Source organism: Microbacterium sp. NPDC064978, from assembly GCF_044543605.1.
Taxonomy (GTDB): Bacteria; Actinomycetota; Actinomycetes; order Actinomycetales; family Microbacteriaceae; genus Microbacterium; species Microbacterium meiriae.
In genome coordinates, this window is record NZ_JBITWF010000002.1 from 54,182 (window position 1) to 74,690 (window position 20,509).

Here is a 20,509-nt window from a genome sequence, read left to right on the forward strand (position 1 = left end):
GCCAACGCCTGCCGCCCGATGCTATTCCCGGTCCGAGACAGGAGCGGACGAGGTCAGAGGCGCGTGAGCGCGTCCTCGGCCGCCACCCAGGCGAGCATGGCGCACTTCACGCGAGCCACATACCGGGAGACCCCGCCGAGGGCCGCGGCGTCGCCGAGCAGCTCCTCGTCCGGCTCGATCGTGCCCCGGGAGCGCATCGCCTCGCGGAAGGCCGCGATGCGCACCTCGAGCTCGTCCACGGTGAGGCCTTCGGCAAGCTCGGCGAGCAGGGAGGCGGACGCCTGGGAGATGGCGCACCCTTGCCCCTCCCAGGCGATCGCCTCCACGTCGCCGTCGGCGCCGCGATGCACCTGCAGGGTGATCTCGTCGCCGCAGGTCGGGTTGAGCTGATGCGACTGCGCCGCGATCTCCTCGCGGAGCCCGAAGCCGTGCGGCGTGCGCGAGTGATCGAGGATCAGCTCCTGGTACAGGCTCTGCAGGTCGCTCATGCGCCCCTCCCGAAGAACGCGATCGCCCCGGCGACCGCCTCGATGACGGCATCCACCTCGGACGCTGTCGTGTACAGATAGGCGCTCGCCCTCGTCGACGAGGTCACACCGAGCCGGCGGTGCAGCGGCTGCGCGCAGTGGTGCCCGACGCGCACGGCGATGCCCTGGTCGTCGAGGAACTGCCCGACGTCGTGCGAGTGGATCCCGGCGACGTCGAAGCTTGCGAGCCCCACGCGCGGCAGCTCGATGCCCGCACCCAGGACCCGCACGCCGTCGATCGCCCCGAGCCCGTCGACGAGTCGCTGCCCGAACGCGGCCTCGTGCGCGGCGATGCGATCCATCCCCACCGCGGAGAGGTAGTCGACCGCGGCGGCGAGCGCGATCGCCTGGGACACCCGCTGCGTGCCCGCTTCGAAGCGCTGCGGTGGAGGCAGGTATTCGGCCTCGGTCGTCGTGACCGTCGTGATCATCGAGCCGCCGGTGAGGAACGGGGGCATCGCGGTGAGGACCTCGCGCCGGCCGTACAGGGCGCCGACGCCGGTGGGCCCGAGCATCTTGTGGCCGGAGAGGACGGCGAGATCGACCCCGAGCGCGTGGAGGTCCAGCGGCAGATGCGGAGCCGACTGGCAGGCATCGAGCAGCGTGAGGGCGCCGACCTCCCTGGCCAGCGCGACGAGGGTCTCGACGGGGTTGATCACGCCCAACACGTTCGACACGTGGGTGAAGGCCACGAGCTTCGTGCGCTCCGAGATGAGCTCCGCGGCCGCATCCAGACGGAGGGCCCCGTCGTCGTCGAGCGGGATGACCCGGAGCGTGGCCCCGGTGCGCGCAGCGAGCTCCTGCCAGGGGATGAGGTTGGCGTGGTGCTCCATCTCGGTGGTGACGATCTCGTCCCCCTCGCGGAGCCGGAGGCCTGCAGCGGCGGCACCGCCCCGGCCGAGCGAGGCATGGGAGAGGGAGTAGGCGACGAGATTGACGGCCTCGGTGGCGTTCGAGGTCCAGACGATCTCGTCGTCGTCGGCGCCCACGAAACGAGCGAGAGTGCTGCGGGCATCCTCGAACAGCTCGGTCGCCTCTGCCGCGAGCGTGTGGGCGCCGCGGTGGACGGCCGCGTTCATGGTGGTGGCGAAGCGTCGTTCGGCGTCGAGCACGGACTCCGGACGCTGCGACGTCGCGCCCGAGTCGAGGTACGCCAGGGGGTGGCCGTGCACGCGGGTGTGCAGGATCGGGAAGTCCTCGCGGATCCGCTGCACCTCGGTCTCGGTCAGCGGGGTGATCACGTCGACTCCGGGAGAAGCGCTCATCGTTCCAGTCTCCCATCTTCCGCGTGGCCCGGGTCCGGCTCCGGGCGGGCACAGCTTCGGAGACGGGACGAGACACCCCGGGCCGTGCGACTACCGAGCGGCGCGTCGGCGACGATCTCCGAAGTCGTGCCCGGGCGGAAGGACTAGGACATGCGAGCGAGACGGGCTCGCGCGATGCAGAAGGCGCCGTACAGGGCGAAGCCGACGCCGACCGCACCGAGGATGAGGCGGCCGAACGGCAGGGTGAGGAGACTGTGCAGGGCGGCGTCGAGCCCCGCGGCGCGCTCCGGATCCTGCGTCACAGCGGCCACCACGAACAGCACGCCGGTGACTCCCACCGCGATGCCCTTGCCGATGTAGCCCACGATGCCGAGGGCCATCACTCCGGCTCGGGCGGCTCCGGTCGGCACGTCGATGAGCTTGCGGAAGGAGCGCATGACCCCGCCGACGATGAAGCCGATGCCGACACCGATGACGCTGAGACCGATCACCACGAGCAGCGCCACCCCGCCGGGCGCGGACAGGACCACCTGGCTCAGGGTCTTCGAGGCGTCGGAGGATTCCGCCCGGCCGCCCACGGCGTAGATGAGCGCCAGTCCGGCGATCACGAGGTACGTGCCGGAGATGCCGAAGAGCTTGAGACGCTTGCCCCACTTCTTCGTCTCGGCGGGGTCGGCGGCGAGGAACCCGCTCCCCACCTGCCACACGGCGAGCGCGAGGAGGCCCACGGCGATCGCGAGCAGCAGCAGTCCCCCGACCGGGTTGTTGCGCACCTGCTCCATCGCGCCGTCCTGGTCGGCGTCACCCGACCCGCCCGCGGCGATCGTGATGGCGATCGCGCCGATGATGATGTGGATGACGCCGAGGACGACGAAACCCGCGCGGGCGGTCCGCCGGAACGCGGTGGAGTCCTTCGCCACGCGCGCCGCATGCTTGACGGTGCTCATGCTCGAAGAGTATCCGCCGCGGGCGGTCGGAATCAGGGGGTTGCTTTCCGCACGCGCGGTGCGGAAGTGCTCAGGTGATCCGCTCCACCGGCTGCCGCAGGATGGTACGCAGCTTCTCCGGGGCCGTCCGGCGACGGTCGCTGAGGTAGATCTCGTGGTGCCGACCGCGCATCCGCAACCCGTTCTCCGGGACGAACCGCTCGTGCAGCTCCTCCAGCACGGGGCCCTCATCGTCGAACGGTCCGACGTGCAGCGTCTGCACGCATAGCCCCTCGTCTAGCACCTCCCGCCGGACCGCGGCCAGCGCCGGGAGCTCCTCCCCCTTCTTCGCGCTCTTCGCCGCGACCGTCTCGACGGCACGGTCGAAGAGGACGGGAGTGACGTGGTCGCCGACCATGATCATCAGCGTCCAGAGCCAGGTCGACTTGTCGCGTCGGGTGGTGAAGGACGCCATGTCCGGCGCGTGCCACAGGCCTTCCAGGGGCATCACGACCTGATCGACGCCGAGCTCGGCACGGCTGGCGAACTTGAGCGTGTACGCCAGCGGGTAGAGGGCCGCGACCGCGTCGAAGAACGCCGGCGCGGTGTTCGGATCGCCGGCGCCGTCGACCATCAGATAGGTCAGTGGCGGCACGTCGAGGATCCGGAAGGTCCCCCGTTTCGCCTGGTACGCATCGAGCGTCTTCTTCGGATCGGTCGGCGTCATGGCCTGCCCCCGCTTCGTCGTCGTGCGGTCAGTGTGCCCCAGGGCACCGACATCGGGTCGAGCCGCTCGGGCCCGACCCGATGCACGGTCAGCTCTGCTCGACGGGGAGCCAGAGCTCGCAGGAGGCCGTGTCGCCGGTGAACTCGCGATAGCGGACGATCGAGGGCCCGGGTCGCAGCCGCCACGGGTTCGACGGGAACCACTCGGTGGCCGTCGCCGCCCACAGGTTCTGCAGGGTCTCCGGGAACGGGCCGCTCGCGCCGAACACGGCCCAGGCACCCTCCGCCACGCGCAGAGCGTCGAGGTCGTCGGGGACTGCGGTGTCGTCGCGCACGGCCACCCCGTGCAGGTAGGTCAACGGCGTCCCCTCCGGGGCGTCCGGGTCGATGTCGGCGGTCACGGCGAGGATGCCCGCGGGCTCCTCGTTGCCGAGCGCCTTGAGGCGGGCGTGCTCCTCCGGCGGGATGGCGGCGATGTGCGCCTGGATGTGCGGATTGACGCCGACGTGGATGAGCGGGACCTCCGCGGCATGACCGACGAGGGCGAACGCGGGGCGGTGGGTGATGGTGACATCCATCGGGGTGCTCCCTTCGACACTCAGGCGGAACCGGAGCGTAGGTTGTGTGTGGAGAGGACCCCCGCGCCGACGCGCGTCCGCCGGCCCGATGCCGTGCACGGCGCGGAACGCCCGGGCGAACGCCTCGGTCGAGCCGTAGCCGTGCCGAACGGCGACATCGAGCAGACTCGGTGCACCGGCGGCGAGCTCCGCACCCGCGAGCGTCATCCGACGACGCCGCACGTATTCGGTCAACGGCACCCCGGCGAGCGCCGAGAACATCCGGCGCAGGTGGTACTCGGTGGTGCCGTGCGCGCGGGCGAACGCGGCGACGTCGATCTCCTGACCGCTGTCCGCGTCGACGAGGTCGACCAGGGCGTTGAGCGTGCCGATCACGGGGGTCCTCCTTTCCCCACCATCGTGTCGCCGCAGCCCTCCCGGCACCCGATCGTCCCGGTCCGATGCGATCGGGTCGGAGCTCAGAGCTCGGTCGGCACCGCCGGCTCGGCGTCCTCCACCTCGGGGTGCCGAGCGAGGTTCACGACGGCGGCGATGAGGCCGCCCCACACCGTGACCATGGCGATGATCATCATGACGATCGCAGTGGTGGTCATGCCCCCGCTCCCTTCGTCTGCGCAGCCGGGACGGCGATGCTCGTCGTCTCCGGATCGGCGGCGTACTCCTCCTGGTCCAGGAAGTCGTCGTAGCCGACGTCGTCCTTGGCGCGGGAGCGCCTGCTCCACGGCACCAGCGACAGCAGTACTCCGCCGACCACCAACGCGATGACCATGCCCCAGCCGAACACGCCGAGGAACCAGCCGGGGTAGCCGCTGTACGGCTCGGCGATCTTCGTCAGGAGTTCGGTGATCAGCAGGTACCCGAGCACGAGCGGGGCCAGCACGCCCACGAGCAGGCGCCAGAGGAGGCCGACGCGGAAGCTCGAACGGCGGTTCAGGTGCTCCTGCAGCTGCGGCAGCTTGTGCAGCACCCAGGCCACGACGATCACCGCGACGAGGGCGACCGCCATGATGCCGAAGGCGTTGACGAACGCATCGGTGGTGTCGAGCACCGACAGCGCGGTGGTGGTGGAGAACAGCGCGGCGGAGATGATCGCCAGCGGGATCGAGACGACGAGGGTGGTGCGCACCCGCGCCCAGCCGAGCTTGTCCTGCAGCGCCGCGACGATCACCTCCAGGATCGAGATCATCGAGGTGATCCCCGCGAAGACGAGGGCGCCGAAGAACAGCACGCCGATGATCGACCCGCCGGTCGCCTGGGACACGATCGTCGGGAACGCGACGAAGGCGAGGCCGATGCCCGAGGTCGCGACGCCGGAGACATCCGTGCCCTGCGCCTGCGCCATGAACCCGAGGGCCGCGAACACGCCGATGCCGGCGAGGATCTCGAAGCCGGAGTTGGCGAACGCGACCACGAGGCCCGAGCCGGTGAGGTCGGTCTTGCGCTTCAGGTACGAGGCGTAGGTCACCATGATGCCGAAAGCGACGGACAGCGAGAAGAAGATGTGCCCGTAGGCGGAGGCCCACACGGCCGGGTCGGCGAGTGCCTCCCAGTTCGGCGTGAAGAAGGCGTTGAGACCGTCCAGGGCGCCGGGGAGGAAGAGGGCCTGCACCACGAGCACGGCGAACATGAGGGTGAGCAGCGGCATCAGGATCATGTTGGCGCGCCCGATGCCGCGCTTGACGCCGAGGGCCATGATGACGATGACGATCAGCCACACCGCGATCAGCGGCAGGCCCACCTGCGGCACGAACTCCCCGGACAGACCGACCTCCGCGACATCGGCCGACTGCAGGAAGTCGACGAAGAAGAAGTCGTTCTCGTTGCCCGCTCCCCAGGTGAGCTGGGCCGAGAACCAGGTGTACATGCCGGCCCAGGCGACGATCACGGCGTAGTACACCGCGATGACGACGCAGATCAGCACCTGCCACCACCCCAGCGGTTCGGCGGCCCGGTGCAGGCGTCGGAACGCGAGCGGCGCGGAGCCCCGGAACCGGTGGCCGATCGCGTAGTCCAGGAACAGCAGCGGGATGCCGGCCGTCAGCAGCGCACACAGATACGGGATGAGGAACGCACCGCCGCCGCCCTCGTAGGCGACGTACGGGAAGCGCCAGATGTTCCCGAGACCCACGGCCGAGCCGATCGCCGAGAGGATGAACACGTTCCGCGAGCCGAAGGCCTCGCGCTGCGGCGTCTGGGTGGGTCTAGGCATGCCCGCGAGGATACCGGAAGCCATGGGCCCCGGCGAGTGACGCGCTCGGGTCAGAGCATCGCCGTCAGCACGCCCCCATCCGCCCGCAGCGCGGCGCCGTTCGTCGCGGAGGCCCGGACGCTGGAGAGGTAGACGACGAGGTCCGCGACCTCGGTCGGATCGAGGAAGCGCTCCAGGAGTGTGGTCGTGTTCTGTCCGATGATCGCCTCTTTCATCACGTCCACGGAGACGGACTGGGCTGCTGCGACGGCGGCGACGCTCGCCGCGACGCCCTCCGAGTAGGTCGGGCCACCCAGGACGGTGTTGACCGTCACGCCGGTGCCGCGGGTGAGCTTGGCCAACCCGTTGCCCAGGGCGATCATCGCCGCCTTCGTCACGCCGTAGTGCACCATGTCGGCCGGGACGTTCACGCCGGACTCGCTGCTGACGAAGACGATGCGTCCCCAGCCCCGTTCCCGCATCCCCGGCAGGAGAGCCCGGGAGAGGCGCACTCCGCTCATCACGTTCACCTCGAAGTAGCGCGCCCAGTCCTCGTCGGTGATGTCCGCGAAGTCGGCGAGTCCGAAGAGACCGACGTTGTTGACGAGGATGTCCACCCGACCGAGCTTCCCCGTCAATGCGACCACCTGGTCGGGGTCGGTGAAGTCCGCGGCGATCCCGGAGACGGCCGCACCGGGATGCGCGAGGGCCACGGCGGCGACCGCGGCGTCGACGCGTCGCTCGTCACGACCGTTGATCACGACATCGACCCCCTCGGCAGCGAGAGCGGACGCGACCGCAAATCCGATCCCCTGGCTCGACCCGCTGATGAACGCCCTCTTGCCGCGCAACCCCAGTTCCATCCATCTCCCTCTCGCTTCAGCGGACTTCCCGCGTCACTTGCCTGAGCAAGTCATATTACCCTCTGTTCACTTTCCCAAGCAAGCGAAGAGCATAGCTCAACCGCTACGGTGGAGGAATGTCGCCGCTCTCCCCCGCCCCCTTGAACGCCGAAGAGATGGACGTCTGGTCGGCACTCGCGACGCTCCTCGAACGGCTCCCGGCGGCCCTCGACGCGCAGTTGCAGCGGGACAGCGGGCTCACCCACTTCGAGCACGGGATCCTCTTCGCCCTCGATTCGGCGCCGGAGCGCACCCTCCGCCTCAGCGTCCTCGCCGGCTACGCGAACAGCACGCTGTCCCGACTCTCCCGCGCCATCACTCGCCTGGAGGCGAAGGGCTGGGTCCGACGCGAAGTCGACGCGGAGGACGGGCGCTTCACCCTCGGCATCCTCACCGACGCCGGCCATCGGAAGGTCGAGGAGTCGACTCCCGCCCACCAGGCCCTCATCCGCCGCGTCGTCTTCGATGCCCTCACACCGGCGCAGGCGCGGCAGCTCGGCGCGGCCAGCCGGAAGATCTCCGCCGCACTCTCCCCCGACCCGACCTGGATGCCGGGGGCGTGACGCGGACGTCGGGCCCGCCCGCGTCCGGGAACACGAAAGCCCCGGCGAGCGGACTCGTCGGGGCTTCTCCGTGCGGAGACGAGGGGATTTGAACCCCTGGTCCCCGTGAGGGGACTCCACCTTAGCAGGGTGGTGCACTAGGCCGGACTATGCGACGTCTCCAGGCATCCGGCTCGAGAGCACGGATGCACCCCACCATCATAACGGGTCCGGCGCGTGGTCACGAACCGCCGGTCTCGGATGCTCCCGGGACGCGGCCGGATGCCCTGCGATACTGGCCGCACGCTGCGAGGGTCCGGCCCCGCGGACGCGAGAGGAGACGCCATGTCCGAGCCATCGGGAGCGCACGTCCGCGCGGGATTCGCCGCCCCGGCCGACCCGAGGCGCGGTGCCCTCGGCTATGCCGCGGTGCTCGCCCTCCTCATCGTCTCGTACGGACTGTGCGCGGCCCAGCCCGGCACGGTTCCCAGCCCCTGGGCGTTCCTGGCGATGCTGGTCACGGTCGCGATCGTGTTCCGCGTGACCAGGGCCCGCGCCCTCGTGCAGCGGGTGTCGTGGGTCGTGCTCTCGGCCGCCGGGCTCGCTGCCCTCCTCGCGGCGTTCTTCGCCACGGACAGTCCCGCCCTCGCCGTCGCCCTCTCCGCCGCCTCCATGATCGCGCTGCTGGTCGCGCCGTGGGCCATCATCGCGCACCAGGTCACCCGACGAGGACTCGACGTCGAGGCCCTCCTGGCCGCCGTGACGGCCTACATCCTCGTGGGCATGTTCTTCGCCTTCGTCTACAACCTGCTGTCGCTGCTGCTGCCGACCCCACTGTTCGGCGATGCGGCGAGCGATTCGCTCGGCAATCAGCTCTTCTTCTCGTTCACCGCCCTGACGACGACGGGCTACGGCAACCTCGTCCCCGTCGGATCGGGCGTGCAGGCGGTGGCCATCGCCGAGGGGATCACCGGGCAGCTCTTCCTCATCACCGCCGTGGCGCGCATCATGCGGGGCGCCAGCGCCCAGCGCTCCACGCCGACGCCGGCCTGACCGCGGTCACTCCCCGGTGGTCGAGCGGCGGGCGACGAGCTCCGGCCGGAACAGCACGTGCTCCGGCGCGGGCGCCACGTCGTCCTGGCCCCGCAGCAGCAGGTCGACCGCGGTGGAGCCGATGAGCGCGGCCGGCTGCCGCACCGAGCTGAGCGGGATCACGGCGGCCGCGGCGAAGTCGATGTCGTCGTAGCCGACGAGCGCGATGTCCTCGGGGACCCCGGCATCGCCGGTCATCACCAGGCTCTGCAGGAGGCCGAGGGCCAGGAGATCGTTCGCCGCGAAGACGGCGTCCGGCCGGTCCCCCGCGGCACGGTCGAGAATCTGCGCACCGGCGCGCCGCCCCTCCTCGACGGTGAGCGCGGAGGTCGCGATGAACTCCAGCCCGACCCCTGCCGCAGCCGCCGCGGCCTGCGCGCCGCTCAGGCGATCGGAGACCTGGCGCAGCGCGACCGGGCCGCCGACGAAGGCGATCCGGCGACGGCCGACCGCGAGCAGGTGCTCCGTCGCGATGCGCCCGCCCTCGACGTCGTCGACGGCGACGGAGGCGAACCGCTCATCCTGCGATTCCCGGTCGACGAGGACGGCGTGCGTACCGCGCTCATGCATCCGCACCAGCCGCGGCAGTGACTCTGCCACCGGGGTGACGAGCACACCCGTCACCCGCTGCTCCTCGAAGAGGTCCAGGTGCATCGCCTCGCGCTCCTGCTTCTCGTCGCTGTTCGCGACGAGGACGGAGAGCCCGTGCTGGTCGGCGCGCTCCTCGGCCCCGCGGATCACCTCGGCGAAGAACGGGTTCCGGATGTCGAGCACGACGAGCCCGATCGTGCGGCTGCGCCCGGCACGGAGCTGCCGCGCCGCGTCGTTGCGCACGAACCCGAGACGGTCGATGGACGCCTGTACGCGAGCGACGGTCTCCGCGGCCACCTTCTCCGGCCGATTGAGCACGTTCGACACGGTCCCGACGGAGACACCCGCGTCCTCGGCGACCTCCCGCACACTGACGGCCATCGCGCCCTCCCTTCGGTTCCCGCCGCTGAAACGACTCATCCGCGGGGATCGCCTCAGACTCTCACGCCGTATTGACACGCGTCAACACAGCCCCTAGTCTCAACTCCATCAGGGTTTGAAACGATTCATTCCCTCAATGGAGAGAGAAATGATGTCCTCACCCACGACGGCGCCCGTGCTCGAGCTCGCCGACGTCCAGAAGGCCTTCGGGTCGGTGATCGCCCTGCGCTCCGGCACCATCGCCGTCCACCCCGGTTCCATCCATGCGCTCGTCGGCGAGAACGGTGCCGGCAAGTCGACCCTCGTGAAGATCGTCGCCGGTCTCTACCAGCGCGACGGCGGAGTCTTCCGCCTCCGCGGCGAGGACGTCGACTTCACCTCGACCGCGCAGTCGAAGGCCGCCGGCGTCGCGGTGATCTACCAGGAGCCGACACTCTTCCCCGACCTCTCCGTCACCGAGAACATCTTCATGGGCCGCCAGCCGGTCGGGCGGTTCGGACGGATCGATCGCAAGGCCATGCGCCACGAGGTCGAGCGCCTCTTCACCCGCCTCGGCGTCACGATCGACCCCGACCGTCCCGCCGAGGGCCTGTCGATCGCGGACCAGCAGGTCATCGAGATCGCCAAGGCCGTCTCCCTCGACGCCACGCTGCTCATCATGGACGAGCCCACCGCGGCACTGTCCGGCGTCGAGGTGGAGCGTCTGTTCGCGATCGCCCGGAGCCTGCGCGCCGAGGGCCGCGGCCTCATCTTCATCTCGCACCGGTTCGACGAGGTGTTCGCGCTCTGCGACACCGTGACGGTCATGCGGGACGGCGCGTACATCGCGACCTCCGCCATCGCCGAGACCACCGTGGACGAGCTCGTCCATCAGATGGTGGGTCGCGAGGTGTCCGAGCTGTTCCCGAAGCAGGAGGCGACGATCGGCGAACCGTTGCTCGAGGTCGAGGGGCTGACCAGCCCCGGCCTCTTCCACGACATCTCCTTCTCCGTCCGCGCCGGCGAGATCGTCGGACTGGCCGGCCTCGTCGGCGCCGGACGCAGCGAGGTCGCCCGCGCCGTCTTCGGCGTGGACGGGTACCGCGAGGGCAGCGTGCACATGAAGGGGCGCCGTATCCGCGCCCGGCGCCCGGTGGACGCCATGCGCGCCGGGCTCGCCCTCGTCCCCGAGGATCGCCGCAAGCAGGGCCTCGTCATCGAAGCCGGCGTCGGCGGCAACATCACCCTCGCGATCCGTCGGCGCCTCGCCCGCCTCGGCCTGCTCACCACGGCGATGGAGAACCGTGCCGCCCGGGAGTGGGCCTCGCGGCTGGAGGTGAAGACGCACGCGCTCGACACCGTCGCCGCCACGCTCTCCGGCGGCAACCAGCAGAAGGTCGTGCTCGCGAAGTGGCTCGCGACGCAGCCGCAGGTGCTCCTCATCGACGAGCCCACCCGCGGCATCGACGTCGGCACCAAGTCCGAGGTGCACCGTCTGCTGTCCCAGCTCGCCGATCAGGGCATGGGGATCCTGATGATCTCGTCCGAGCTGCCCGAGGTCCTCGGCATGGCCGACCGCGTGCTCGTGATGCGCGAGGGTCGCATCACGGCCGAGATCCCCCGCTCGGAGGCCACCTCCGAGAACGTCATGTTCGCCGCGACGCACGCATCGGAGCTCAGCTCGTGACCACCGCCATCCCCGTCTCCGCGCTCACCAAGCGCATCTCCGGTCTCGGCAGAGCCCGCGAGTTCGGCATCCTCCTGGCCCTCGTGCTCGTGGTGACCGCCGCGACCCTCAACAACCCCAAGTTCTTGTTCAGCGCCGACGGCTGGCGCGACCTGCTGCTGACGCCCTCGATCCTCGTGCTCGTCGCGGTGGGACAGGCCATCGTCCTCATCACGCGCAACGTCGACCTGTCCGTGGGGTCCGTGATGGGTCTGACCGCCTACCTGACCGGACGACTCTTCATCGACATCCCGGGCATCCCGATCGTGCTGGTCGTGGTCGCCGTCGTGGTGCTCGGCGCCCTCCTCGGCCTCATCAACGGCGCCCTCGTCGCGTACGCCAAGGTGCCGGCGATGGTCATCACCCTCGGCACCCTCTACGCCTACCGCGGCATCAACGTGCTGTGGACCGGCAGCGACCGCGTGAACGCGTCCGACATGCCGCGCGACTTCCTGGCCCTGGGCACGGGCCAGCTCCTCGGCATCCCGATCCTCGCGATCGTCGCGGTCCTCGTGCTCGCCGTCGCCGCCTGGTACATGAAGAACACCCGTGGCGGCCGGGAGTTCTACGCGATCGGCTCCGACCCGGCGGCGGCCGAGCTGTACGGCCTGCGTGTCACCCGCCGCGTGCTCACCGCTTTCGTCCTGTCGGGGGCCCTCGCCGGACTCGCCGGCGTCTTCTACGCGGCCCGCTACGGCACCATCAACTCCCAGGCGGGAGCGGGATGGGAGCTGGACGCGGTGGGCGCGGCCGTCATCGGCGGCGTCGCGATCACCGGCGGCATCGGCTCGGTGTGGGGCGCGGCGATCGGCGCCGTCCTCCTGCTGACCATCAACCGGGCGCTGCCGATCCTCGGCATCCCCGACTTCTGGCAGCGTGCCGTCGTCGGCCTGCTCATCATCGGCGCCATCGTGCTCGACCGCGTGCTCGCGGTACGGCAGAGACGGCGTCTCATCGAGGCGAGGGACGAATCATGACCACCGCGACCGCCACCGCGACCACCCGCGTCATCCGCGACTACGACAAGCCCCTGTGGCGTCGCCTCCTGCTCACCCGCGAGGCCGCGATCGTGGGTCTGCTCCTGCTCGTCGCGATCGTCTCGGCGTCCAGCATCCGCGGGTTCGGACAGCCCATCACGCTGACCTACCTGCTGCTCGACATCGCCCCGATCCTGCTGATCGCCCTGCCGATGACCCTCATCATGATCACCGGCGAGATCGACCTCTCGGTGGGCAGCATGGTCGGACTGTCCAGCGTCGTCACCGGCGCGCTGGTGCAGGCGGGGATCCCTTTCGAGCTCGCGGCCCTCGCCGCCCTCGTCGTGGGCGTGGTCGGCGGAGCGTTCAACGGCTTCCTCGTGACAGTCGTCGGCCTGCCCTCGCTCGCCGTCACGATCGGCACACTCGCGCTCTTCCGCGGCCTCGCCGTCGGGCTGCTCGGCACGGCGGCCGTCACCGACTTCCCGGAGTTCTGGACGGCTCTCGCCAAGGCGAAGATCGCCGGGACCCCCATCCCCGTCATCACGATCCCATTCCTCGTGCTCGTCGCGGTCTTCTCGGTCCTGCTGCACTTCACGCCGTTCGGCCGCGGGGTGTACGCGATCGGTCTGTCGAAGGACGCGGCCCACTTCTCCGGTGTGCACGTCGAGCGCACGAAGCTCATCCTGTGCGTGCTGTCCGGGGCGGTCGCCGCGTTCGCCGGCATCTTCTACACGCTCCGCTACGGCAGCGCCCGCGGCGACAACGCCACCGGCCTCGAGCTCCAGGTCATCGCGGCCGTCGTGCTCGGCGGCGTGTCGGTGTTCGGCGGTCGCGGCAAGATCTACGGCGTCATCGCCGCCGCCTTCCTCATCGGGGCGCTCGCGAGTGCACTCCGCCTGGTGAACGTCACCTCCGACGTCATCAACATCATCACCGGCACGCTCCTCGTGATCTCGGTGGTGGCCGCAAGCTTCCTGGCCTGGCTGCAGAAGGCACGCCGCCGACCGGGCAGACCCCCCGCCGGTGCCGCCACAGCGACGAAGGCACCGATGGACGCCGCATCCGCGGCATCTCCCGACGAAAGGAACGAACAATGACGTTTGCACGCAAGCGTGTCACCGCCTTCGCCGCCCTCGCGGTGGCTGCGGCGGTCGCACTGACCGGCTGCGCCGGCTCCACCGACGGCGGAGGAGACGGCGGCGGCGACGGGTCGGACGCCTCGATCACCTTCCTGCCCAAGAACCTCGGCAACCCGTACTTCGACACGTCCAGCGAGGGCGGCAAGAAGGCCGTCGAGGAGTTCGGCGGCACGTTCTCCGAGGTCGGCCCGGCCGAGGCCACGCCCGACGCTCAGGTCAGCTACATCAACACGGCCACGCAGCAGGGAGTCGGCGCCCTCGTCGTCTCGGCCAACGACCCGCAGGCCATCTGCGACGCGTTGAACGAGGCCAGGGACGCCGGCGTCAAGGTCGTCACCTTCGACTCCGACACCAACACCGACTGCCGCGACCTGTTCATCAACCAGGCCGACTCCGAAGGCATCGCGAAGGTGCAGATCGACCTCATCGCCGAGCAGATCGGCGGCGCCGGGGAGATCGCCATCCTCTCCGCCTCCGCCAACGCCACGAACCAGAACGCCTGGATCGAGCTGATGGAGGAGTACGTCGCCAGCGAGTACCCCGACATCACGATCGTGGAGACGGTCTACGGCGACGATGACGACCAGACGTCGTTCGACAAGACGGCCGCGCTGCTGCAGACCCACCCCGACCTCAAGGGCATCGTCTCGCCCACCACGGTCGGCATCGCCGCCGCGGCGCGCTACCTGTCGACGTCCGACTTCAAGGGCCAGGTCGCGCTGACCGGCCTCGGCACGCCCAACCAGATGCGCGAGTACGTGGAGGACGGCACCGTCACCGCCTTCGCGCTGTGGAACCCGGCCGACCTCGGCTACCTGGCCGCCTACGCCGCGCAGGCCCTGATCGCGGGTGACATCACCGGCGAGGAAGGCGACACCTTCGAGGCCGGCGACCTCGGCGAGTACACCGTCGGCGCCGACGGCGTCGTCCTGCTGGGCGACCCGTTCGTGTTCGACGCCGACAACATCGGCGACTTCGACTTCTGAGTCGCCCTCCGGCCGGCGCTGACCGCGGGCGCCGGCCGGACCTCCGAGAGGAATCGCATGACCCGCGTCGCCTTCCAGCTCCAGGTGAAGCCCGAGCTGCTGTCCGAGTACCTCGCCCGCCACACGCCGGTGCGTCCCGAGATGCTCCGCGAGATCGCGGCCGCCGGCCGGCGCGACTACAGTCTCTTCCTCGGTGCCGGCGGCGTGCTCTTCGGCTACTACGAGACCGATGACGATGCGGCCGGGCAGGCCTACCTCGCCGCCTCCCCCGTCGCCGCACGCTGGGAAGCCGAGATGGCCCCCTTCTTCCTCGACCTCGACGGCCGTCCCGATCAGGCCGCCACCCCTCTCACCGAGGTGTTCCACCTCGAAGACCAGCTCGCCGCCGCCGGCGAGAGCGCCACACCCGCCACCGACAACGAAGGCCGTGCATCGTGAGCATCCTCACCCCCGACATCCTCGCCGCGCTCGAGAAGCAGAGCATCGAGCTGCCCAGCTGGGCGTTCGGCAACTCCGGGACCCGGTTCAAGGTGTTCAGCACTCCCGGCACGCCCCGCGACCCGTACGAGAAGATCGCGGACGCCGCGCAGGTCCACGCCCACACCGGGCTCGCCCCGACCGTGGCGCTGCACATCCCGTGGGACCTCGTCGACTCGTTCGACGACCTGCGACGTCACGCCGAGGACCACGGCGTCTCCCTCGGCACGGTGAACTCCAACACCTTCCAGGACGATGACTACAAGTTCGGCGCCCTCACCCACGAGGATGCGGCCGTCCGCCGCAAGGCCATCGATCACCACCTGGCCTGCATCGACGTCATGGACGCGACCGGCAGCCGCGACCTGAAGATCTGGCTCGCGGAGGGGTCGAACTATCCCGGGCAAGCGGATCTGCGCGGGCGGCAGGATCGGCTGCACGATTCTCTGCAGCAGATCTACGCGCGCCTCGGCGACCACCAGCGCCTCGTGCTCGAGTACAAGTTCTTCGAGCCGGCGTTCTACCACACCGACGTGCCGGACTGGGGGACGTCCTACGTGCAGGTGACCGCCCTCGGTGACAAGGCGATGGTCTGCCTCGACACCGGTCACCACGCGCCGGGCACCAACATCGAGTTCATCGTCATGCAGCTGCTGCGCCTCGGAAAGCTCGGCTCGTTCGACTTCAACTCCCGCTTCTACGCGGACGACGACCTCATCGTGGGTGCCGCCGACCCGTTCCAGCTGTTCCGGATCCTGTTCGAGGTGATCCGGGGCGGAGGGCTGAACAACCCCGACGTCGCGTTCATGCTGGACCAGTGCCACAACATCGAGGACAAGATCCCCGGACAGATCCGCTCCGTGCTGAACGTGCAGGAGATGACAGCGCGTGCGCTGCTCGTCGACCGCGAAGCCCTGACGACCGCTCAGCGCAGCGGGGACGTGCTGACGGCGCACGCCGTCTTCATGGACGCCTTCTCCACCGACGTCCGTCCGGCGCTGGCCGAATGGCGAGAGGGACGGGGTCTCCCCGCCGACCCGATGGCGGCCTACGCGGCCTCCGGGTACGGGCAGCGGATCGCGGAGGAGCGCGTGGGCGGCGTGCAGGCCGGCTGGGGGGCCTGAGCCGATGACCGCGCACGACATCCGCGACCACGTCCTCGACGGCCCGCACGGTCCGCTGCGTGTGCGCGTCTACTCCTCGAAGTCGCCGAGCGGCCACGGCCTGGTCTGGGCGCACGGCGGCGGATTCGCGGGCGGCGACATTGACATGCCGGAAGCCGACGCCGTCGCACGGGCGTTCGTAGATCGGGGAATCGCGGTCGTGAGCGTGGACTACGCTCTCGCCCCGATCACCCCCGAGTGGACCGCGCGCCTCGGCGCGCCCGAACGCGGCGGCGTGCACTACCCCGTCCCGCACGACGAGATGGTCTCCGCGTTCCGCTGGGCCGCCACGTCGGACGTCGCCACGCGAGGATGGGCGATCGGCGGAGCCAGCGCAGGTGGCAACCTTGCGACCGGCGCGGCGCTCCGCCTCGCCCACGAGGGCGGCGTCGTGCCGGCTCTCGCCGTCCTCGCCTACCCGACGTTGCAAGCGGTGCAGGCCGCGCCCGACCCAAAGCTGCGCGCCCTGCTCGACGGAGATCCTTCCGCCGACGTGTTCACCCCCGACTTCGTGCGTGGCATGTATGAGAATTACCTCGGCGGCGACCCCGAGACGGCGGACGTCTATGCCATCCCCGGCACCGCAGCATCCGCGGCGCTCGTCTCCTTCCCGCCCACCATCATGGTCAACGACGAGACCGACGAGCTCCGCGTGTCCGGCGAGACATTCGCCCGAGCCCTCACCGCCGCCGGCGTCGAGGTCGCCGTCGCTGTCGAGCCGGGCACCACCCACGGCCATCTCAATCGCCCCGAGGAATCCGCGTTCGCCGCGACGATCGATCGGTTCGCGGCTCGGATCCTGCAACTCCCCTGACTCTCCGGCGCCGACCGGGTATTTTCACTCACGAACCGAGGACTCGCATGACGAACCCCACCGCCGCCGAACTGCTCGCGCGGAGCAACCGCCTGGGCGCCGACCCCAAGAACACGAACTACGCCGGCGGCAACACGTCCGCCAAGGGCACCGAGATCGACCCCGTGACCGGGCAGCCGGTCGAGCTCCTCTGGGTCAAGGGGTCGGGCGGGGACCTCGGCACGCTGACCGAGAACGGCCTGGCCGTCCTCCGCCTCGACCGCATGCGCGCGCTCGTCGACGTCTATCCGGGCGTCGAGCGGGAGGACGAGATGGTCGCCGCCTTCGACTACTGCCTCCACGGCAAGGGCGGCGCCGCCCCCTCGATCGACACCGCGATGCACGGCCTGGTCGACGCCCCGCACGTGGACCACCTCCATCCCGACTCGGGCATCGCGATCGCCACCGCCGCCGACGGTGAGGAGCTCACGAGAGCGATCTTCGGCGACCGGGTCGTCTGGGTGCCGTGGCGCCGCCCGGGCTTCCAGCTGGGGCTGGACATCGCGGAGATCAAGGCGGCGAACCCGCAGGCCATCGGCACGATCCTCGGCGGACACGGCATCACCGCCTGGGGCGATTCCTCCGAGGAGGCGGAGGCGAACTCCCTCTGGATCATCGACACCGCCGCCGCCTACATCGCGGAGCACGGGTCCCCCGAACCGTTCGGCGGCACGCGCTCGGGCTTCGAAGCCCTGCCGGAGCCGGAGCGCCGCGCGCGGGCGGCCGCCCTCGCCGGAACCATCCGCGGGCTCGCGTCGACGGACAAGCCGATGGTCGGTCACTTCACCGACAGCGACGTGGTCCTCGACTTCCTCGCCTCCGAGAAGGCCCCGGCGCTCGCCGCCCTCGGCACGAGCTGCCCCGATCACTTCCTGCGCACCAAGGTCAAGCCGCTCCTCCTCGACCTCCCTGTCACGGCGACCGTGGAGGAGCAGACAGCACGGCTGCGGGAGCTCCACGCCGCCTACCGCGCCGACTACCAGGCCTACTACGACGCCCACGCCACGGCCGAGTCGCCGGCGATCCGCGGCGCGGATCCGCTGATCGTCCTCGTGCCCGGCGTCGGCATGTTCTCCTACGGGGCGAACAAGCAGACCGCTCGGGTCGCCGGCGAGTTCTACGTGAACGCCATCAACGTCATGCGCGGTGCCGAGGCGCTGTCCACGTACTCCCCCATCTCCGACGCCGAGAAGTTCCGCATCGAGTACTGGGCACTGGAGGAGGCGAAGCTGCAGCGCATGCCGAAGCCGAAGTCCCACCAGGGCCGCATCGCCCTCGTCACCGGTGCCGCGAGCGGGATCGGCAAGGCCATCGCGACCCGCCTCGCCGCGGAGGGCGCCTGCGTGGTCGTCGCCGACCTGGACCTGGACAAGGCCAGGGCCGCGGCCGCCGAGCTCGGGAACGACGACGTGGCGATCGGCGTGGCCGCGAACGTCGCCGACGCCGATGCGGTGCAGGCCGCGATCGACCAGGCGGTGCTCGCGTTCGGCGGCATCGACCTCGTGGTGAACAACGCCGGCCTGTCGCTGTCGAGGCCTCTGCTGGAGACGACCGAGAAGGACTGGGATCTCCAGCACGACGTGATGGCGAAGGGCTCGTTCCTCGTCTCGAAGACCGCCGCGCGCGTGCTCATCGACCAGGGACTCGGCGGCGACATCATCTACATCTCCTCCAAGAACTCCGTCTTCGCCGGCCCGAACAACATCGCGTACTCGGCGACGAAGGCCGACCAGGCGCACCAGGTGCGGCTGCTCGCCGTGGAGCTCGGCGCGCACGGCATCCGGGTCAACGGCATCAACCCCGACGGCGTGGTCCGCGGGTCCGGGATCTTCGCCTCCGGCTGGGGAGCGAACCGGGCGGCCACGTACGGCGTCAAGGAGGAGGACCTCGGCCAGTTCTACGCCGACCGCACGATCCTCAAGCGCGAAGTCGTGCCGGAGAACGTCGCGGACGCCGTCTATGTGCTGACCGGCCCGGAGCTGAGCCGCACCACCGGTCTGCACATCCCCGTCGACTCCGGCGTCGCCGCGGCGTTCCTGCGATGACCGACGACCGCTCGCCCGCGACCGTACGGCACGTCCGTGCGGTCGCGGCGGTGGATCTCGGCGCCACGAGCGGCCGGGTGATGATCGGCCGAGTGGGGCCGGGCGTCCTGGAGCTCGAGCCCGTGTCGCGGTTCCCGAACGGACCGGTGACCCGTACCGACGGTCTGCACTGGGACTTCGACGCCCTCGTCGCCCATGTCCTCGACGGCCTCGCGGAAGCGGTGCGCCGGGAACCGCAGATCGAGTCCATCGGGATCGACTCGTGGGCGGTCGACTACGGCCTCCTGCGTGCCGGTGAGCTGCTCGCCGAGCCGTTCCACTACCGCGACGACCGCACCGCCGGCGGCGTGGACGAGGTCCACGCCCTGGTCCCGTTCGAGGAACTCCACGCCCGCAACGGCCTGCAGTTCCTCCCGTTCAACACGCTCTACCAACTCCGGGCGGACGAGCTCCGGCACGACGCCGATACCGCGCTCCTCATCCCGGACCTCCTCGCCTTCCTCCTCACCGGTGCCCGCGTCGCCGAACGGACCAACGCCTCGACGACAGGCCTGCTGGACGTGGAGTCCGGCACCTGGGATGTGGCGCTCGCGACCCGTCTCGGGATCGACGCCTCCCTCCTGCCGGACCTCGTCGATCCCGGCACGGTCATCGGCCGGCTGCGCCCGGAGGTGGCAGAGCGCATCGGCGCCGATCTGCCGGTGATCGCGGTCGGTTCGCACGACACCGCGTCGGCGGTGGCCGCCGTTCCGATGACATCGCCCCGCGCCGCGTACATCTCCTGCGGCACCTGGGGGCTGGTCGGTGTGGAGCACGCTCAGCCGATCCTCACGGACGCGGCCAGGGAAGCGAACTTCACCAACGAACGCGGTGTGGACGATCGGTTCCGCGTCCTCCACAACGTGACCGGTCTCTGGCTCCTCAGCGAGACCGTGCGCGCGTGGGAGAGCGAAGACGGCAAGGCCATCGACCTGTCCGGGCTTCTCGACCAGGCGGCCGCCACGGCGCCGCCCTCCGCCGTGTTCGACGCGAACGACCCCTCGCTGTCGGCCCCCGGGGACATGCCGACGCGTATCGCTGGCCTCCTGCACGCACACGGTGCCGTCGCGCCCACCGATCGTCCGGCGTTCGTCCGGCTCGTCGTGGAGAGCATCGCCGCCGCGTTCGCCGACGCGGTCCGCACGGCGGGCCGGCTCTCCGGGCAGTCTCTCGACGTCGTCCACCTCGTCGGCGGCGGGTCTCTCAACCGGCTGCTGTGTCAGGCGACGGCGGACCGCACCGGGCTTCCCGTCCTGGCAGGGCCTGTCGAGGCGACAGCCCTCGGCAACGTCCTCGTCCAGGCGCGGGCTCTGGGCGCGGCGCCGGCCGAGCTCTCGGAGCTTCGCGCCCTCGTCGCCGCGACGCATCCGCCGGCGGCCTATCGCCCGCGGAGCTCCTGAGTCC

At 70.4% G+C, this 20,509-nt stretch carries 20 protein-coding genes and 1 tRNA gene; 11 read left to right on the top strand and 10 right to left on the bottom strand.

Annotated features, from left to right (window positions below; translation table 11 throughout):
* Positions 1-53 precede the first annotated feature (53 nt).
* The 8 genes from sufU to ACIGJI_RS07255 all read right to left on the bottom strand — a co-directional run bounded on the left by sufU (position 54) and on the right by ACIGJI_RS07255 (position 7,073).
* Positions 54-488: a Fe-S cluster assembly sulfur transfer protein SufU gene (gene sufU, locus ACIGJI_RS07220; RefSeq protein WP_363444666.1), complete on the bottom strand. Its 435-nt coding sequence runs from the start codon at positions 486-488 to the stop codon at positions 54-56.
* Positions 485-1,792 (bottom strand): SufS family cysteine desulfurase, encoded by a 1,308-nt coding sequence (locus ACIGJI_RS07225; protein WP_363444669.1) that lies wholly within the window; start codon positions 1,790-1,792, stop codon positions 485-487. Before ACIGJI_RS07225 ends, sufU begins: the two co-directional genes overlap by 4 nt.
* 143 nt (positions 1,793-1,935) lie before the next feature.
* The gene (locus ACIGJI_RS07230; RefSeq protein ID WP_363444672.1) at positions 1,936-2,739 is read right to left on the bottom strand and encodes a DUF1206 domain-containing protein; all 804 of its coding nucleotides are present in this window, start codon (positions 2,737-2,739) and stop codon (positions 1,936-1,938) included.
* 70 nt (positions 2,740-2,809) lie between these two features.
* Entirely contained in the window at positions 2,810-3,445 is a 636-nt protein-coding gene (locus ACIGJI_RS07235; RefSeq protein ID WP_363444675.1) for a GyrI-like domain-containing protein, read from the bottom strand.
* Between the two features lie 88 nt (positions 3,446-3,533).
* Positions 3,534-4,397 (bottom strand): AraC family transcriptional regulator, encoded by an 864-nt coding sequence (locus ACIGJI_RS07240; protein WP_363444678.1) that lies wholly within the window; start codon positions 4,395-4,397, stop codon positions 3,534-3,536.
* Between the two features lie 83 nt (positions 4,398-4,480).
* On the bottom strand, positions 4,481-4,615 hold the full coding sequence (locus tag ACIGJI_RS07245; protein ID WP_187663244.1) for a methionine/alanine import family NSS transporter small subunit: 135 nt from the start codon (positions 4,613-4,615) through the stop codon (positions 4,481-4,483).
* Complete coding sequence (locus tag ACIGJI_RS07250; RefSeq protein WP_280569294.1) at positions 4,612-6,231, bottom strand: sodium-dependent transporter; 1,620 nt, start codon at positions 6,229-6,231, stop codon at positions 4,612-4,614. Before ACIGJI_RS07250 ends, ACIGJI_RS07245 begins: the two co-directional genes overlap by 4 nt.
* A 50-nt stretch (positions 6,232-6,281) precedes the next feature.
* The gene (locus tag ACIGJI_RS07255; protein ID WP_363444681.1) at positions 6,282-7,073 is read right to left on the bottom strand and encodes an SDR family oxidoreductase; all 792 of its coding nucleotides are present in this window, start codon (positions 7,071-7,073) and stop codon (positions 6,282-6,284) included.
* 116 nt (positions 7,074-7,189) lie between these two features.
* On the opposite strand from ACIGJI_RS07255, the gene ACIGJI_RS07260 reads away from it, so the two are divergent.
* Positions 7,190-7,675 carry a MarR family winged helix-turn-helix transcriptional regulator gene (locus ACIGJI_RS07260; RefSeq protein WP_363444684.1) on the top strand — a complete coding sequence of 162 codons (486 nt, stop codon included), beginning with the start codon at positions 7,190-7,192 and terminating at the stop codon, positions 7,673-7,675.
* 73 nt (positions 7,676-7,748) lie between these two features.
* Here ACIGJI_RS07260 and ACIGJI_RS07265 read toward each other — a convergent pair.
* Positions 7,749-7,837, bottom strand: a tRNA-Ser gene (locus tag ACIGJI_RS07265).
* Positions 7,838-7,999: 162 nt separating this feature from the next.
* On the opposite strand from ACIGJI_RS07265, the gene ACIGJI_RS07270 reads away from it, so the two are divergent.
* Positions 8,000-8,707, top strand: coding sequence for a potassium channel family protein (locus ACIGJI_RS07270; RefSeq protein WP_315637191.1), 708 nt, complete (start codon positions 8,000-8,002; stop codon positions 8,705-8,707).
* A 6-nt stretch (positions 8,708-8,713) separates the two neighbouring features.
* Here the strand turns inward: ACIGJI_RS07270 and ACIGJI_RS07275 are convergent, their stop codons facing one another.
* Positions 8,714-9,718 carry a LacI family DNA-binding transcriptional regulator gene (locus ACIGJI_RS07275; RefSeq protein ID WP_363444688.1) on the bottom strand — a complete coding sequence of 335 codons (1,005 nt, stop codon included), beginning with the start codon at positions 9,716-9,718 and terminating at the stop codon, positions 8,714-8,716.
* A 148-nt stretch (positions 9,719-9,866) separates the two neighbouring features.
* On the opposite strand from ACIGJI_RS07275, the gene ACIGJI_RS07280 reads away from it, so the two are divergent.
* Genes ACIGJI_RS07280 through ACIGJI_RS07320 form a run of 9 tightly spaced genes read left to right on the top strand, consistent with a single transcriptional unit; the run spans position 9,867 to position 20,505 of the window.
* Positions 9,867-11,384 (top strand): sugar ABC transporter ATP-binding protein, encoded by a 1,518-nt coding sequence (locus tag ACIGJI_RS07280; RefSeq protein WP_363444691.1) that lies wholly within the window; start codon positions 9,867-9,869, stop codon positions 11,382-11,384.
* Positions 11,381-12,400 (top strand): ABC transporter permease, encoded by a 1,020-nt coding sequence (locus ACIGJI_RS07285; protein ID WP_363444694.1) that lies wholly within the window; start codon positions 11,381-11,383, stop codon positions 12,398-12,400. The genes ACIGJI_RS07280 and ACIGJI_RS07285 overlap by 4 nt, the downstream gene beginning before the upstream one ends.
* The gene (locus ACIGJI_RS07290; RefSeq protein ID WP_363444697.1) at positions 12,397-13,500 is read left to right on the top strand and encodes an ABC transporter permease; all 1,104 of its coding nucleotides are present in this window, start codon (positions 12,397-12,399) and stop codon (positions 13,498-13,500) included. The genes ACIGJI_RS07285 and ACIGJI_RS07290 overlap by 4 nt, the downstream gene beginning before the upstream one ends.
* Entirely contained in the window at positions 13,497-14,528 is a 1,032-nt protein-coding gene (gene rhaS / locus ACIGJI_RS07295; RefSeq protein ID WP_187663236.1) for a rhamnose ABC transporter substrate-binding protein, read from the top strand. The genes ACIGJI_RS07290 and rhaS overlap by 4 nt, the downstream gene beginning before the upstream one ends.
* Before the next feature lie 57 nt (positions 14,529-14,585).
* Positions 14,586-14,966, top strand: a complete 381-nt coding sequence (locus tag ACIGJI_RS07300; protein ID WP_101847416.1) for an L-rhamnose mutarotase — start codon at positions 14,586-14,588, stop codon at positions 14,964-14,966.
* Positions 14,963-16,129, top strand: a complete 1,167-nt coding sequence (rhaI, locus tag ACIGJI_RS07305) for an L-rhamnose isomerase (RefSeq protein WP_187663234.1) — start codon at positions 14,963-14,965, stop codon at positions 16,127-16,129. The genes ACIGJI_RS07300 and rhaI overlap by 4 nt, the downstream gene beginning before the upstream one ends.
* Before the next feature lie 4 nt (positions 16,130-16,133).
* Positions 16,134-16,982 (top strand): alpha/beta hydrolase fold domain-containing protein, encoded by an 849-nt coding sequence (locus ACIGJI_RS07310; protein ID WP_363444702.1) that lies wholly within the window; start codon positions 16,134-16,136, stop codon positions 16,980-16,982.
* A gap of 47 nt (positions 16,983-17,029) precedes the next feature.
* Positions 17,030-19,066, top strand: coding sequence for a bifunctional aldolase/short-chain dehydrogenase (locus ACIGJI_RS07315; protein ID WP_363444705.1), 2,037 nt, complete (start codon positions 17,030-17,032; stop codon positions 19,064-19,066).
* Positions 19,063-20,505, top strand: coding sequence for a rhamnulokinase family protein (locus ACIGJI_RS07320; RefSeq protein WP_363444707.1), 1,443 nt, complete (start codon positions 19,063-19,065; stop codon positions 20,503-20,505). The genes ACIGJI_RS07315 and ACIGJI_RS07320 overlap by 4 nt, the downstream gene beginning before the upstream one ends.
* Positions 20,506-20,509 lie beyond the last annotated feature (4 nt).

Bases quoted from the DNA above. Each gene is read 5' to 3' on its own strand.
- sufU (WP_363444666.1), bottom strand. From the start codon at position 488: ATGAGCGACCTGCAGAGCCTGTACCAGGAGCTGATCCTCGATCACTCG.
- ACIGJI_RS07225 (WP_363444669.1), bottom strand. From the start codon at position 1,792: ATGAGCGCTTCTCCCGGAGTCGACGTGATCACCCCGCTGACCGAGACC.
- ACIGJI_RS07230 (WP_363444672.1), bottom strand. From the start codon at position 2,739: ATGAGCACCGTCAAGCATGCGGCGCGCGTGGCGAAGGACTCCACCGCG.
- ACIGJI_RS07235 (WP_363444675.1), bottom strand. From the start codon at position 3,445: ATGACGCCGACCGATCCGAAGAAGACGCTCGATGCGTACCAGGCGAAA.
- ACIGJI_RS07245 (WP_187663244.1), bottom strand. From the start codon at position 4,615: ATGACCACCACTGCGATCGTCATGATGATCATCGCCATGGTCACGGTG.
- ACIGJI_RS07250 (WP_280569294.1), bottom strand. From the start codon at position 6,231: ATGCCTAGACCCACCCAGACGCCGCAGCGCGAGGCCTTCGGCTCGCGG.
- ACIGJI_RS07255 (WP_363444681.1), bottom strand. From the start codon at position 7,073: ATGGAACTGGGGTTGCGCGGCAAGAGGGCGTTCATCAGCGGGTCGAGC.
- ACIGJI_RS07260 (WP_363444684.1), top strand. From the start codon at position 7,190: ATGTCGCCGCTCTCCCCCGCCCCCTTGAACGCCGAAGAGATGGACGTC.
- ACIGJI_RS07270 (WP_315637191.1), top strand. From the start codon at position 8,000: ATGTCCGAGCCATCGGGAGCGCACGTCCGCGCGGGATTCGCCGCCCCG.
- ACIGJI_RS07275 (WP_363444688.1), bottom strand. From the start codon at position 9,718: ATGGCCGTCAGTGTGCGGGAGGTCGCCGAGGACGCGGGTGTCTCCGTC.
- ACIGJI_RS07280 (WP_363444691.1), top strand. From the start codon at position 9,867: ATGATGTCCTCACCCACGACGGCGCCCGTGCTCGAGCTCGCCGACGTC.
- ACIGJI_RS07290 (WP_363444697.1), top strand. From the start codon at position 12,397: ATGACCACCGCGACCGCCACCGCGACCACCCGCGTCATCCGCGACTAC.
- rhaS (WP_187663236.1), top strand. From the start codon at position 13,497: ATGACGTTTGCACGCAAGCGTGTCACCGCCTTCGCCGCCCTCGCGGTG.
- ACIGJI_RS07300 (WP_101847416.1), top strand. From the start codon at position 14,586: ATGACCCGCGTCGCCTTCCAGCTCCAGGTGAAGCCCGAGCTGCTGTCC.
- ACIGJI_RS07310 (WP_363444702.1), top strand. From the start codon at position 16,134: ATGACCGCGCACGACATCCGCGACCACGTCCTCGACGGCCCGCACGGT.
- ACIGJI_RS07315 (WP_363444705.1), top strand. From the start codon at position 17,030: ATGACGAACCCCACCGCCGCCGAACTGCTCGCGCGGAGCAACCGCCTG.
- ACIGJI_RS07320 (WP_363444707.1), top strand. From the start codon at position 19,063: ATGACCGACGACCGCTCGCCCGCGACCGTACGGCACGTCCGTGCGGTC.